The organism is Syntrophotalea sp. (assembly GCF_050253115.1).
Lineage (GTDB): Bacteria > Desulfobacterota > Desulfuromonadia > Desulfuromonadales > Syntrophotaleaceae > Syntrophotalea > Syntrophotalea acetylenica.
The window spans coordinates 1-12,880 of sequence record NZ_JBFWJQ010000053.1; the positions used below are offsets into that span (position 1 = coordinate 1).

Sequence of the window (12,880 nt, forward strand, 5' to 3'; positions counted from 1 at the left end):
GGGAAAAGACCCACTTCGTTTTTTATCCAGGCTCTTTCTGAGGTTTCTGAATAGCCTTTTGCGGACCATTGCAGTTCCGGTGGGTTTTTATTGCACTGTCTTTTATGTCCTTGTTTCAGGACAGACTTGTTTATCGCAATCGTTTTGGTGTAAATGTATTCCTTTCCGCAAGAGGGGTTACGTATAATCCAGGGAGGTGGGCATGGATAAAAAAGACGGTCAAAAAAAATCGATATATTTTCGTCCCGGTTGGGCGCGGGCGCTGGATATAATGTTTCGCAGCCTGCATATCGGAGTTGCCGGGGTTATGCTGGGCGGCGTCATTTTTAATCAACCGCTCAGTGATTTGCATTTCTGGGGCAGGCTGACAGTTGTTACCGGCCTCGGTCTGGTGGCTTCGGAGTTATACCAGACAAGACACTGGCCTTATCAGGGGGCAGGCATCATGGCCATGCTGCATGTCGGTTGTGTCGTCTTGCTGCACCTGTGGCTGCAGTTTGCCGAACAGTTGCTGTGGGCGGCCATGATTATTGGTGCAACGGGAAGCCATATGCCGCGCAAATACAGACATTGGTCCTTGCTGCACAGGCGGGTACTTGAGTGAGCAGGCGTTAGAGATCCATCCGAAACCATGGAAAGGAAAGGCGGCAAAAGGTTGCCGCCTTCCGCCATGATTTATCTAGTTTTCATCCGGAAACGGCCCTTTTCCGCCGTGGCGGCGTCAATCCGCAGGCTTGCTTGTGCGGCGTACCGATGTACGCCTCCGCGCAACCCCTTGATTTCCTTGCCACAACGAAAAATTGCTCGTTTCCCATATGAAAACTACGCTGGTATCCATCCGGAGTTTCCGGATGGATACTATCTATGGATGTTCAAAGACCATGCGTTGTACCGAAACACCTTCGATCTTTTCGAGCTTTTCGGCGAGTTTCTCGATCTTTTCGGTTTCGCCGATCATTTCCAGAAGAATCAGGCCGAACCCCGCGCAGAAATTTCCTGTAACTTCATGCAGTCCGATGCGGGTTTTAATGTTGCAACCATAATCGGTCAGTAATTGCTGAACGTCGGATGCGCGTTTGATGCGATTGTCCACGTGAACTCCGAGTATGAAATGGTGGTCCTGTGCCATGTCGTTCTCCTTTCGGTTGGAAAACCTGCCGTCCGATACAATTCTGAGGCCTGCAAAAGGCTGCCTGGCCGTTGTCTCTTCATCCCGTTTTATGCTTTGCGCAGGCCTTGCAAAAATCTGCCTGCAGACATATCCAGGATTTTCCTGTCGGTAATAAAACCCATGGAGATTGTATCAATCCTTGAACAGCCGGCAAGCGGACCTGAAATAAACCCCTGGATTTAAGCGATCAGCAAAAAGGGTGGGGGCAACCTTGTGTCATATGACTTCAACAGAAAATCAACAGATCCCCGTCTGTGCCCCCTGCAGGATAGGCGAGGGGAACTGCTGGCGGTGAGAAGTGTCTTATAAACGGTGCGCCATGTATGACGTTGAGCTGATTATTATCGCGGCCATGACCCGTAGCGGCATCATCGGCCAGCATGGAAAACTTCCATGGCATATCCCCGAGGAGTTGGCTCTGTTTCGCCGTCTTACCATGGGACATTGCCTGATCATGGGAAGGAAAACCTTTATTTCGCTGGGACGCCCCCTGCCGGGACGCACTAACATTGTCGTCAGCCGCGGTATGCCTCCGGTCCCTGGCGTCATGGTGTGCAGGGATTTCGACAGTGCTGTGCGGCGGGCTGGCCAGGAGTCGCAAAAAGTGTTTTTTATCGGCGGACGGGACGTTTATCGCCAGGCACTTGCGATTGCACACCGCATGCATATTTCCTGGATCGATAAGGCGTATCCGGGTGACTGCTTTTTCCCACCTGTGCGGCAGGACGAATGGCTTGTCGTTTCGGAACAGGCGTATGCTGAATTCCGCCACGTCGTTTATCGGCGCCGATGATCCTCGATGGCAACGATCAGATCTCTTTCCAGGTTTTCCAGTATCCGGGTCAATGCGCAGTCCCATGCCTTGATGAGGGCGTCGGGTGAGTTGTGGCCTGCGGGGATTTCACTCCGATAGCGGCGCCTGAGAAGGACCGGGTTTTCCACGGCAGGATGTTCGAGGAGTAAAAACGCGATTTCCAGAATGGCTGAAGGCTGTTCCTGACGGTAATCGGCATACAGATCGATGATATGTCCCTGCAGCAGATAGTCGGGAGGCAGGGGCCCCGCCGATGCTCCTGCCATCGACAGGCCGGGACTTGCCGCCAGCCAATGTACCACCTCTTCCTGGATCAGACTGGCGGGCGCGATCAGAAACTGATGGTAGTAGTCCGTCTGGTATCGCGATGCCCCTTTGCGATACACAAAGCTGCGGCTGTTGAATCGTGGGGAAATGCGCATGGGCGTGACCTGCAGTACGGCGGATCCGCTCTTTTCACCAGGTTTTCCCGGGCGCTCCGCCGTAAACACATAGCTGATGCGTTCCGCGGGGCGCTCGCCAAGGCGCAGGCACCCGGTCAGCAGCCATCCGCTTATCATCATACACACCAGGATGCGAGATATATTTGAGTTCATTTCAAAGACTCCACGGGGGCTGGCGGCGCTCCGAATATTGTCTGGGCGGGATAGTCGCGGGCATTTTCCGACATGTCGAGCAGGTTTTCCGAGGTCTGCCGAAAGTTGCTCAGCGTGGTTTCAATGGTCTGCTGTTCAGCGGTCAGCAGGGCGCTTATCTGCCGCAGGCTCTGTCCCAGGGGCGCCAGCTCCCGGGGGAGTTCGGTTGTCAGGGTTTCAAGCTGGCGGGCGCTGTGTGACAGGGAGCGTGACAGTTCCGGAAGGGTGGCGAAAAACTGCTGCAGGGGAGCTTGCCCGCCGGCTAGCAGAGTATCGATACGATTGTTGGTGGTCCGCAGTTCCTTCAACAATGCTAAAGACTCGTCGCTGATCTGCGAGATATGCGCTTCCTGCATGGCCTGGTTGAGGGCGGCGACAGCCTGCCTGATGCCGCTGCTGACTGCGGCGATATCGAGACTGTCGAGATTCTTGAGGATTTTATCGATAGCCTCGGTGTAGCGAGTGATGTTGCTCGGCGCCGAGGGAATATAGGGGTATATCGGTTGCCAGTCGATCTTGAGGCCGGGCAGCTGATCGGACGGCAGGTAATCCGCTTCCAGAAAGGCCATGCCGGTCACTCCCTGAAAGGCCAGGCGAAAACGCAGCCCCTGATCGGTCTCGGCCTGCAGCCCTCGCTGAACCACTTTGGCGGTGCGCCCCAGGGAACTGGATGCCAGGGCAATGCGCACCAGCACATAACGTTTGTTGGTGTCGTATACGGAATCAACCAGGGTGATCGCCTCAACTTTGCCGACCTGGACTCCCCGCAGTTTCACGGCCGAGCCGATGTCGAGGCCCTGGACCGATTCATCGAAATAGGTCTCAACCAGAATCCGTTTCTGAAACAGGTTGCCAGCACCCAGAACAATAAGCGACACCACGGCGATAAGGCTGGCACCAATGACGAACAATCCGATCTTGACATAGTTGGCCCGTTCACTCATGGGACGGTTCTTCCTTCCTGTGGCTTGCTCGGGAGCATGGGTTCCCGATGGAAAAAGGCCCGCACCAAAGGATCGCTGCTGGCATCGCGCAGCTGCTGCGGTGGTCCGGCGGCGACAATGCTTTTGGTCTTATGGTCCAGCATAATGACGCGGTCGGCAATGGCATAGATGCTCGGCAGTTCATGGGTAACGATAACAAAGGTCATGGCCAGACTTTGCGCCAGCTGTAAAATAAGCTGGTCCATTTCCGCGGACATGACAGGATCGAGGCCTGCCGTCGGTTCGTCAAGAAACAGAATCTGGGGGTCGAGTATCATGGCGCGGGCGATGGCGGCCCGTTTGCGCATGCCGCCGCTCAGTTCCGCGGGCAGGTAATGCCCGAAACCGCCAAGGCCGACCAGTTGCAGCTTCATCGCGGCGATAAGGTCCATGGCCGCACTGGGCAGATGGGTAAATTCTTCCAATGGCAGCCGTACGTTTTCCATGACGGTCAAAGAGCCGAAAAGGGCACCGTTCTGATACATGACGCCAAAGCAGCGTAGCAGTTCTTTTCGCAGGGTACCCTCGGTTTGCCATAGATCCTTGCCATTGATCAGAAGCTGTCCATCCATGGGTTGATACAGTCCGATCATGTTTTTCAGCAGAGTGCTTTTCCCGCACCCGGAGCCCCCCAGTATGACGAAGACTTCCCCTTGTTGGACGTCGAAGGACAGGTTCTGCAGGATCGGTGTGGCGCCGTATCCGACGGTTAAATTTCGTGCCTCTATAATGCGGTCGCGCGTTTGAGCCATGGGGTCAGATCCCGAGATAGTAGTAGGCTACGGCGAACAATCCGTCGGTGATGACGATCAGGATAATGCCGGAAACGACAGCGCGGGTGGCCGCATCCCCTACGGCGCTGGCACCGCTACGGGTTTTCAGACCGTAAAGGCAGCCTACGCCAGCGACGATCAGAGCGAATACAATGGTTTTGGCCAGGCCACCCACCAGGTCGCCGAGATTGGCGGCTGACTGGATCTGGTTGATGTAGGAAACCAGCGGATAGCCCAAAGACAGAAGGACCACGGCACCGCCAACCAGTCCCATGAAGTTGGCAAACAGGGTCAGCAGGGGCAGCACGATGATGGTTGCCAGCACCCGGGTAACAACCAAAAAGGGTATCGGAGCCAGCCCCATGGTAGTCAAGGCGTCGATTTCCTCGTTGATTTTCATGGTTCCCAGTTCCGCAGCGAAGGCCGAGCCCGAACGCCCGGCAAGCAGCAGGGCGGTCATTAGCGGACCGAGTTCGCGCAGCATCGACAACGCCGTGAGGTTGGCGACGTAGATTTCCACGCCGAACTGGCGCATGGGAATGGTGGCTTGAAAAGCCATGATCAAGCCGATCAGGAAACTGATGAGGCCGACGATGAACAAAGCGTTGACGCCGGCTTTTTCCATGGTCAGCCAGACTTCGGACCATCGGATCGTGCGAGGCTGTCGTGCGGCGCGGAACAGTGCCACGGCCAGTTCGCCGGTAAATCGCACCATGTCGCGTATGCCCTCCCACGCCTGATAAGCAAGGCGTCCGGCCTCTTCCGGCAGGCAGCAGGGTTGTGGCCGGCTGGCGCGAAGCCGGGTGAAATCCTCGGGCCGGTAAAGTGTCCACAGCCCGGCGAATTTTTCTTTCAATCCGGTCAGCTCGTATTGCGCATCGCGGCGTATCTGCCTTCGTGCCAGTTCCATCAGCAAACCGAAGCCGGCGCCATCGCAGTGCTCCAGACGGCTGGCTTCAATGCGCAGAATCCGTGGAGAGGTTCTTTCCAGAATTTCGTCAAGGGGGTCCCACAACAAGGACACGGTTTCCGCATCCAGTCTGGAGCCGAAGGACAGTGCCAGCACTTCGGCATCGCTGGCCAGGATTTGGCATGCGTCACCGGCAAAAGAGGGGAGGTCGATTTTCCGGGTGGGCTTGCTCATGCATCCGCCTGTTGTAAGCATGGCCGGGTGATTCCGCCGTGGATGCCGCCGGAAGTTCCGCGCATGGGTTGCCTTGCCGGTCAACAGCCACAGGATAAACCCCGGCGTGTTTCAGGTTCGTGTCAGGCAGCTCCGGTCAGCGGATGATTTTCCATGTGCCATCCGGTTGGCGACAGGCCGTGCCGTAAGCTTGCTGCTGCTGTCCGCCGATGATCACGTTCTGCAGATACTCGCGGCAATACTGTCCGCCGGGCGTCTGGTAGGTTTCAATCGGTGTAATGCTGCCGTAATTGCCCGAGTCAGGGTTGCGCCAGCTTGTGGATTGGCGGGTCGGCGTGTATTCAAGGGCATACTGGGCATTTTGCTGCATGGCCAGCTGGTCCGCGCGATCAAGGGACTTGCCTACTTCCTGGCCAAGCAGGGCGCCGGCCAGGGTGCCGACAGCGACGGCGACCAGGGTGCCGCGCCCGCCCCCGATCTGCGATCCGATCAGGGCGCCGGTTCCGGCTCCGATCAGTGTGCCGCCGGTTTCCTTCGACCCCATGGTCCCATAACAACCGCTAAGCAGGAGCAGAAATGCGCAGCACGCAGAAACGGTTTTTTTCATGACATCCTCCCCGATAAAAAGGCTGGATTTGCGGCCGTCAGCGCCGCTTGATATTCTTGTCTAACCATAACCGTCCCCGGTGGACTGTCAAGGCTGCGACCCGGCGGGGGCTGAGCCTTCCAGAGCACGCAGCATGTCGATGACCAAAGGCCGCAGGCGTTTGGCGATTTCCCGGGCGCCCCTGGCATTGGGATGCAGGCCATCCTTTTGCAGCAACATTGGGTTGCCCGCCACGCCGTCGAGATAGTCGGGATAGAAGGGCACCGCATGACGGCTGGCAAGTTCATGGAACAGCGACACAAAACGAAAATTGGTATCCGGTCCCAGGTCACGCAACGGTCGGATGCCGGCAAACAGCGCCGGAATGTTTCTGGCGGCCAGGATGCCGAGCATGGCGTCGAGGTTGGTTTTTGTTACAGTGAGCGGCAGGGCTTGCAGATTGTCATTGGCTCCCAATTCCAGGATGACCAGATCAGGGTTACAGCCCAGTGCTTTTTCAAAGCGTCGGATTCCCCCCTCGGTCGTTTCGCCGGGAACGCCGGCGTTGATGAAGGAAACATCGAAACCTTCTTTTATCAGGGTGCTTTCCAGGCAGGCTGGAACAGTTTTGGATGGTTGCAGTCCCCAGCCCGCCGTGAGGCTGTCGCCAAAGGCCAGGATGCGAACAGGTTGCTTGGGCATGACAGTCTCCCTGGCGCCAACCGGAAAAACGTCAATCCTCGTGTGCGCGAATATCATCAGGAGAAAAACAACCGTTAAAAGACGCGATTGACTCCTACTATAATCCAGCCGGGCAGGGCAAGGCAAATCATTCCGGTAACTTGGCGAATTGATACGGAGCGAAGGCATCCGTTTTCAGGAGAAGCGACGGGAGGCCGAAGAAGAAACTTCGTCCACAAACACAAAAAACGCCGGCATTGCCACGGTCAGCTTTTTGCCAATTCGACGAGCGCCCTTTTTCCGGGGTTGCCTGGCGGCTCATTTACAGACCCGCTTTGGCGTGCCCTTCCCAATGGTGCCCGACGGATGGGAAGACAAGGCTTCTGGCATGAGACCGCGCAATGCCGGTTTTCGCTTTCAGGTGGTTGCAACCACCTGCTCTGCAACATTATTTTACCACAGAAAATCAATATTTTCTGTGGTAGGTTTTATTCCCGCACAAAGGTGTCGATGTCCGTTTCATGTACCATGCCCATCAGGTGTGCGTACTCGGATTCGATCATGAGATAATGCCGGCGGGTCGACTCCGCATTATCAAGGTAAATGTTCCGGACTTCTTCATCGACGATTCTGTCAGCCTGCGCCCGCAGGTGTTTTTCCAGGGCCTGTTCCTTTTCCATCGCCAGTTCCATGGCTTTGCGTATGCGCAGGTCGCTGAGCAGGGCCTTTTCCTGCTGCAGCAGGTATTCCCGGTCATGTTTCAGGTTCTGCTCCATATATTCGTCAAAGGGCGGAAGGTCTGTCCCCTGATAGAGATTGTAGAAATGGCGGGCATGGTCCCGTTCCTCGCCGGCCAGCAATTCAAAAAGTTGTTTCGCCTGCGGGCGTTGCACCAGGCCGCCGGCCATACGATAAAAATTCATCGCATTTTTTTCGGTTTGCAGAGAATCCTTGATGGCTTCCTGAATTGCGGCATCGCTTAATTTGGGCATGGTTGCCTCCTTGTTGGGAACAAGGCTTTTTCGCTATGCTCATGCTTAACAATTATCCCAAATACCACAGTTGTCAACGGTTTCAGTGATGCTTGGGGCGGCGGGGCAGGCCGACGTGGACTTCCTTTGGCCTGACGGGTTATGCTGTCACAGCAGATTCGAGAGAGGCATGGCAGGCCAGGGGTATCCATTCGCCGTTGTCCGTAAAGTCCGAGTAGGGCGCGGTCCGACCCCTGCATTGCGTAATATGAGCTGTTTTTTAAAAGCTAATTGGCCGTTTTTGTTGTATTCACCCGGTTGTTGCGATATCGTTCGCAAGAGCCTTCGAACAGGTGTTCCAGTCAGGAGAAAAATGACGTTGCAGATTAAATCCGCCGAATTCATCAAGGGGGCTGCCCGACCCGAAGGCTATCCTTCGGACAATTTACCGGAAATTGCGTTTGCCGGCCGCAGCAATGTCGGGAAAAGCTCCCTGATCAATGTTCTTGTCAATCGCCGTGGGCTGGTAAGAACTTCCGCTACACCCGGCCGCACCCAGATGCTCAACTTCTTTTCCGTAAATGAGCAGTTCACCCTTGTCGACCTGCCCGGTTTCGGTTTTGCCAAGGTGCCTTTGGCCGTCAAGAAGGACTGGGGCATTATGGCTCGCACCTATCTGGAGAATCGCGCCAACCTCAAGGCGGTGATCCTGCTCTTCGATATCCGCCGTGTGCCCAGGGACGAGGAACTGCAGTTGCTCGACTGGCTGGAAGAGCTTGATATCCCCACCATACCGGTCATTACCAAGGTCGATAAGGTCAGCAGAAACCGTCGCGGCGCGCAGATGCGCCCGATACTCGAGGCCACCGGACTGCCGCAAGAGGCGTTTTCGTTTTTTTCCGCACTGACCCGCGAAGGTCGTGAGGATATCCTTCAACGGATTGAGGTGGCTCTTGCCTGCGCGGAGTCTGATGCTGAACTGCCCGCGGATTCCGGGGAAGAGGTTTGAGCCGTGGCGGACCGTGCCGGTGTCGACCGGAAATCAAGCACCAGCGGCTCCCGCACCCGTGTTTACCTGATACGGCACGGGCAGGTGGAGGGCCACGAAGAGCGGCGTTACAACGGACAGGACGATGTCGGCCTGACGCCGCTGGGGTGGGAGCAATACCGGGTTCTGCAGCAAAGACTTCGGGATCGCCCTCTGGCCGCGATTTTCAGCAGCGACCTGAGCCGTTGTCTGGACGGAGCCAGGCTGCTGGGACGAGCCCATGGCCTGGATCCCGTGCCACTGCCGGCTTTGCGAGAACTGAACATCGGTCAATGGCAGGGTGTCACCTGGCAGGAATTGCAGCGGCGTTTTCCAGAGCAATGGGCTGCGAGGCTCGGGGATATCGTACATTACCGGGTTCCCGGGGGGGAAAGTCTGCTGGACCTTTCCCGGCGGGTGCTTCCGGCCATGCAGGCTGCGCTGGCCGCCCATGCCGGTGCCGAAATGGTGGTTGTCGCCCACGGGGCGGTCAACCGGGTGATTCTGCTCGATGCCCTGGACGCTCCGTTGCGATCCGCGTTTCGCCTTGAGCAGTCCTATGGATGCCTTAATATCATAGATTACTATGAAGGCGGTCGCTGTACTGTGCAATTGCTGAACGGCTGACGAGGGATTCGATGGCCAAATACCCTGCTGTTGTGATTGTAGGACATGGTTCACGCCGGCCCCAGGCTGCCGATGTTTTGCGAAAGGTTGCCATCCAGGTTCGCCAGCGGTTGTCTGGTGCCACCAGGGTCGATGTGGCATTTCTGGAGCACGGCAGCCCGAGTTTCTCGGCGGCACTGGCAAGCTGTTATGCCGCGGGTGAGCGAAGGTTGGTGATTATACCGTTTTTTTTGTTGCCTGGCATGCATGTTACCGCCGACCTTCCGGCGGCGATTGCTTCGGCGCGGCGCCGCTATCCCGAACTGCAGATTGTGCAGGCTGAATTTCTTGGCGGGCACCCCGCTCTAGGAGAGGTGGTGAGTACGTTGTTTCTGGAAGCCGCGGAAACTGCGCATTGGCTTGATTGACCCAGCGCACAGGGAGAGGCTGTCTGTTTCCCCGGCGTATTGCTCTGCTTGACGAAGACAAGTGCGATCGTTAGAGTAGTTTTCATCCGGAGTTTGCGGATGGATACCAGAGTAGCTTTTTCCAGCGAATGCTTCCGACTGTCGCAGGAAGAGAATGGCGGATATGAAAAAAATTTATGTCATCGGTGCCGGAGTTGAAGGGCAGGAGGGTTTCAGTCGCCGCGCTCTGGACATTATTGGACAGGCCCATGTTCTGTTTGGCCGCGCAAGACTGCTGTCGCTGTTTCCGGACTTTCCCGGCGAAAAGATCGATATCGATCAGGATTTTTCCGAAGTAGTCAATCGCCTCAAGACCTGCGAGGGGCCCGCAGTGGTGCTGGCATCGGGTGACCCGCTGTTTTTTGGCATCGGCCGGCAATTGCTGCGCAATTTTCGGGAAGATGAGTTGGAATTCGTGCCCAATGTCAGTTCCGTTCAGTATGCGTTTGCTAAACTCGGCTTGCCATGGGACGATGCGGTTTTTCTTTCCTGCAAGGGACATGAGCCCGAGGATGTGGCAGATCGCATTATTGCCAGTGACAAGGTTGCGCTTTTGACCGATGCCCGGAATACTCCCGCCGTTATCGCCCGTGAAATGCTTGCGCGGGGGCACGAAGGGTATGCCGCTTATCTTTGCGAAAACCTCGGCACCCCACAAGAACGTATCGTGCGCACCGATGTGGCCGGATTGCCGGCCGAGCCGGCCGCGCCTCTCAATGTGCTGGTGCTGGTAAAGCAATACGAAGCCCTCGCCGAAGCATCGCGGCCGGTGCTGGGCATTGCCGACGAAGCTTTCAGCGCCATCAAAAAGCAGATCACCCGGGAAGAGGTGCGGGCGGTAACCCTGGCCAAGCTGAGGCTTTGCCAGGATATGGTGTTGTGGGATATTGGCGCAGGTTCGGGTTCCGTAAGCATCGAGGCCGATCGCCTGATGCCTGATGGCAGAGTGTACGCCATTGAACAGAATGAACAGTATCAGCGGTTCATCCGGGAGAACCTGCGCAAATTTCATTCCCGGCATGTTACCGTTGTGGAAGGGGAAGCGCCTGGCTGCCTCGAACGGTTGCCGGATCCGGACCGCGTTTTCATTGGGGGATCGGGCGGCAGTCTGTGGGCGATCCTGAGCGTGGTGGATCAGCGCCTGGCGGCCGGCGGCCGGATCGTGGTGAACGCTATTACCCTGGACACCCTTGCTGCCGCCAGCGAGTTTCTGGAAAATGCCGGATACCGGGTCGAGGTGACCAGCGTCAACATTGCGCGCACTCGCCCGGCAACCGATTACAAGATGTTCGAGGCGTTCAACCCCGTGTTTGTTTTGGTGGCCGATAAGGAATAATTCTCCCGGCCGGGGATGTCGCGCGCGGCTGTGGCCGTTAAATTCCGGGACGGAGGACAGATAAGTCGGTTTTTTCAGATTCCGGATTCAAGGAGGATGGATTATGAACCCGCAGGATATGTTGGCTTTGCTGACCGGGCCGCAAGGCTTGCTGTTGCTAATTGGCGTCATGCTGCTGGTGCTGATCGGCTTGCTTTATCGCCGGACCGGCAAGCTGCTGGCCGCCATTTGTTCCGAGTTGTCCGCGGTTCGCGAGGCCATTCAGCAGCTTGCCGACCGTGCGGATGCAGCGCAGAGTGAGGTCCCGCTGCCGAGCATGCCTGTTCCGGAAGGAGAGCAGCGGGCTTATAAGGGTGAGCCATCCGAAATGGTTCCATCCGGCGTTGCCCCGATTCCTGATGAATTGCCGGCTTCCGTTGCGTCAAGTCTGGCTGGCGCCGTTCCGGAAACGAAGGATTTGGCGGATGCCGAGGGTTATTTTTCGGCAGACGTCGAAGAGATGGCCCCGCATAGTGTGACGGAAACCGCCGCGGAGCCGATGTCCGACGCCGAAGACCTTTTCGATGCAGGGACCGGAGCGGCTTCTGGGGAAGAAATGGGTGCCATTGGCATCGGTCCCGAATTTTCCGGGGAAAATGAAGAGGTTGCACCCGAGCCGCTGGTTGAGTCCGGGGCGGATGCTGAAGCGGATGCCGCGGAACCCTTCGAAAGTGCCGGGGTGTCTGAAGGTGCCTTCCAGTTTGTCGTGCCTGATGCCGGCGCAGTGGCAGATCTGGAACCCGCCGTCGAACCGGTGGCGTTCGCGGCAGGCGACCCGGAGTCGGCGTCCCGATTCGAGTTCAACGTTACCCATTCCGGAAGCGCATCCACGGATGCCGATGCGGTTGAAGCGGCCTTTGTCGAGCAAGCGGCCGGGATGCCGGATGAATTCGTCGACGATTCACCGCCGGACATGGCCGAGACTCGTGACAGCGAGGAGCCCGTTTTTGAGGAAGACATGGACGAGGACGATTCCCTTTCGAGGCAGGCGCCGAGTGTCGGACCGCTGGATGCTGGCGCCGAGGTGCCGCCTGAACCGGCCATGCCTTCGCCGGTTCCCGGTCAGGAGACTTGTCTGATTCCGTTGCCCGGCAACCCGGATCAACCCGAAGTGGGGGTGGCGCGTTGCAGTGCCTGTGGCCGTAAGATTGCCTACCCCATGCGGCTTTCCGGAAAGCGCATGCGCTGCCCCGCCTGCCGGTCTGTCGCGGTGCTGCCCTGACGCGTTCAAACCGCCGGCGGTCTGATGCTGTTTATGCGGAACCGCTGGTTCGGCTTCGGCAATCGCTTTGCGATGCAAGATCTTTTTAAATTGCTCCGGAACGGCTACGGCTGCTATTTATACCATGCATAAGGAGCAGGTTCGGTCCGTGATCGCCGTCCGGTCCGGTGTGCAAACTGTCCTGGAAATTTTTTCAAGTTACATCAGGGAGACATGACATGGAGATTGAAGTACGTATGTTTAGGTTCGATGACCAGGGAGATATGCATCCGGTCGACAAGGCGCGCTTCGACGCCGCCTGCGAGCATCTGGAACCTTTTGTTGAATTCAAGGGGCAATGTGTCAGATTGGCCGGAGCCCTGTTGGTCAGACAGCCGGATCAGACCCTTTTACTGCAGAATATTTATGGACAATATGTCCATTTC

The 12,880-nt window shown here is 56.9% G+C and carries 16 protein-coding genes; 8 read left to right on the forward strand and 8 right to left on the reverse strand.

The genetic code is table 11. From position 1 onward, the window contains the following. Positions 1-202 precede the first annotated feature (202 nt). A complete protein-coding gene (locus tag AB7E65_RS07350) occupies positions 203-604 on the forward strand; it encodes a hypothetical protein (protein WP_428745560.1) in 402 nt (133 codons plus the stop codon). A 258-nt stretch (positions 605-862) separates the two neighbouring features. Here the strand turns inward: AB7E65_RS07350 and AB7E65_RS07355 are convergent, their stop codons facing one another. Next, positions 863-1,129, reverse strand: coding sequence for a hypothetical protein (locus AB7E65_RS07355; RefSeq protein WP_428745561.1), 267 nt, complete (start codon positions 1,127-1,129; stop codon positions 863-865). A 340-nt stretch (positions 1,130-1,469) separates the two neighbouring features. On the opposite strand from AB7E65_RS07355, the gene AB7E65_RS07360 reads away from it, so the two are divergent. Continuing rightward, entirely contained in the window at positions 1,470-1,964 is a 495-nt protein-coding gene (locus tag AB7E65_RS07360; protein WP_428745562.1) for a dihydrofolate reductase, read from the forward strand. On the opposite strand, the gene AB7E65_RS07365 is transcribed toward AB7E65_RS07360, so the two are convergent. The 7 genes from AB7E65_RS07365 to AB7E65_RS07395 form a co-directional block, all read right to left on the reverse strand. Then, positions 1,949-2,581, reverse strand: coding sequence for an ABC-type transport auxiliary lipoprotein family protein (locus AB7E65_RS07365; RefSeq protein WP_428745563.1), 633 nt, complete (start codon positions 2,579-2,581; stop codon positions 1,949-1,951). The two genes, AB7E65_RS07360 and AB7E65_RS07365, sit on opposite strands and share 16 nt — an antisense overlap. Next, complete coding sequence (locus AB7E65_RS07370; protein WP_072286864.1) at positions 2,578-3,564, reverse strand: MlaD family protein; 987 nt, start codon at positions 3,562-3,564, stop codon at positions 2,578-2,580. The genes AB7E65_RS07365 and AB7E65_RS07370 overlap by 4 nt, the downstream gene beginning before the upstream one ends. Beyond that, positions 3,561-4,355 carry an ABC transporter ATP-binding protein gene (locus tag AB7E65_RS07375; protein ID WP_072286865.1) on the reverse strand — a complete coding sequence of 265 codons (795 nt, stop codon included), beginning with the start codon at positions 4,353-4,355 and terminating at the stop codon, positions 3,561-3,563. Before AB7E65_RS07375 ends, AB7E65_RS07370 begins: the two co-directional genes overlap by 4 nt. A 4-nt stretch (positions 4,356-4,359) precedes the next feature. Next, positions 4,360-5,520, reverse strand: coding sequence for an ABC transporter permease (locus tag AB7E65_RS07380; protein WP_083558645.1), 1,161 nt, complete (start codon positions 5,518-5,520; stop codon positions 4,360-4,362). Between the two features lie 136 nt (positions 5,521-5,656). Further along, entirely contained in the window at positions 5,657-6,127 is a 471-nt protein-coding gene (locus tag AB7E65_RS07385) for an RT0821/Lpp0805 family surface protein (protein ID WP_320360418.1), read from the reverse strand. 87 nt (positions 6,128-6,214) lie between these two features. Continuing rightward, positions 6,215-6,808, reverse strand: a complete 594-nt coding sequence (locus tag AB7E65_RS07390; RefSeq protein WP_428745564.1) for an arylesterase — start codon at positions 6,806-6,808, stop codon at positions 6,215-6,217. 467 nt (positions 6,809-7,275) lie between these two features. Further along, positions 7,276-7,779, reverse strand: a complete 504-nt coding sequence (locus tag AB7E65_RS07395) for a ferritin-like domain-containing protein (protein WP_072286868.1) — start codon at positions 7,777-7,779, stop codon at positions 7,276-7,278. Between the two features lie 358 nt (positions 7,780-8,137). Here AB7E65_RS07395 and yihA point away from each other — a divergent pair, with 358 nt between their 5' ends. From yihA to AB7E65_RS07425, 6 genes are all read left to right on the forward strand, one after another. Beyond that, complete coding sequence (yihA, locus tag AB7E65_RS07400) at positions 8,138-8,767, forward strand: ribosome biogenesis GTP-binding protein YihA/YsxC (RefSeq protein WP_072288103.1); 630 nt, start codon at positions 8,138-8,140, stop codon at positions 8,765-8,767. Between the two features lie 3 nt (positions 8,768-8,770). Then, the gene (gene cobC, locus AB7E65_RS07405) at positions 8,771-9,412 is read left to right on the forward strand and encodes an alpha-ribazole phosphatase (RefSeq protein WP_072286869.1); all 642 of its coding nucleotides are present in this window, start codon (positions 8,771-8,773) and stop codon (positions 9,410-9,412) included. A gap of 11 nt (positions 9,413-9,423) precedes the next feature. Then, complete coding sequence (locus tag AB7E65_RS07410) at positions 9,424-9,819, forward strand: sirohydrochlorin chelatase (RefSeq protein WP_072286870.1); 396 nt, start codon at positions 9,424-9,426, stop codon at positions 9,817-9,819. Between the two features lie 163 nt (positions 9,820-9,982). Beyond that, the gene (gene cbiE, locus AB7E65_RS07415) at positions 9,983-11,194 is read left to right on the forward strand and encodes a precorrin-6y C5,15-methyltransferase (decarboxylating) subunit CbiE (RefSeq protein WP_428745565.1); all 1,212 of its coding nucleotides are present in this window, start codon (positions 9,983-9,985) and stop codon (positions 11,192-11,194) included. Between the two features lie 103 nt (positions 11,195-11,297). Continuing rightward, entirely contained in the window at positions 11,298-12,455 is a 1,158-nt protein-coding gene (locus AB7E65_RS07420; RefSeq protein ID WP_072286871.1) for a hypothetical protein, read from the forward strand. A gap of 218 nt (positions 12,456-12,673) precedes the next feature. Then, a partial coding sequence (locus tag AB7E65_RS07425; protein ID WP_428745566.1) for a hypothetical protein occupies positions 12,674-12,880 on the forward strand: 207 nt, incomplete at its 3' end.

Excerpts from the sequence above, each read along its gene's own strand:
- AB7E65_RS07350 (WP_428745560.1), top strand. The coding sequence starts at position 203 with ATGGATAAAAAAGACGGTCAAAAAAAATCGATATATTTTCGTCCCGGT.
- AB7E65_RS07355 (WP_428745561.1), bottom strand. The coding sequence starts at position 1,129 with ATGGCACAGGACCACCATTTCATACTCGGAGTTCACGTGGACAATCGC.
- AB7E65_RS07365 (WP_428745563.1), bottom strand. The coding sequence starts at position 2,581 with ATGAACTCAAATATATCTCGCATCCTGGTGTGTATGATGATAAGCGGA.
- AB7E65_RS07370 (WP_072286864.1), bottom strand. The coding sequence starts at position 3,564 with ATGAGTGAACGGGCCAACTATGTCAAGATCGGATTGTTCGTCATTGGT.
- AB7E65_RS07375 (WP_072286865.1), bottom strand. The coding sequence starts at position 4,355 with ATGGCTCAAACGCGCGACCGCATTATAGAGGCACGAAATTTAACCGTC.
- AB7E65_RS07380 (WP_083558645.1), bottom strand. The coding sequence starts at position 5,520 with ATGAGCAAGCCCACCCGGAAAATCGACCTCCCCTCTTTTGCCGGTGAC.
- AB7E65_RS07385 (WP_320360418.1), bottom strand. The coding sequence starts at position 6,127 with ATGAAAAAAACCGTTTCTGCGTGCTGCGCATTTCTGCTCCTGCTTAGC.
- AB7E65_RS07390 (WP_428745564.1), bottom strand. The coding sequence starts at position 6,808 with ATGCCCAAGCAACCTGTTCGCATCCTGGCCTTTGGCGACAGCCTCACG.
- AB7E65_RS07395 (WP_072286868.1), bottom strand. The coding sequence starts at position 7,779 with ATGCCCAAATTAAGCGATGCCGCAATTCAGGAAGCCATCAAGGATTCT.
- AB7E65_RS07410 (WP_072286870.1), top strand. The coding sequence starts at position 9,424 with ATGGCCAAATACCCTGCTGTTGTGATTGTAGGACATGGTTCACGCCGG.
- cbiE (WP_428745565.1), top strand. The coding sequence starts at position 9,983 with ATGAAAAAAATTTATGTCATCGGTGCCGGAGTTGAAGGGCAGGAGGGT.
- AB7E65_RS07420 (WP_072286871.1), top strand. The coding sequence starts at position 11,298 with ATGAACCCGCAGGATATGTTGGCTTTGCTGACCGGGCCGCAAGGCTTG.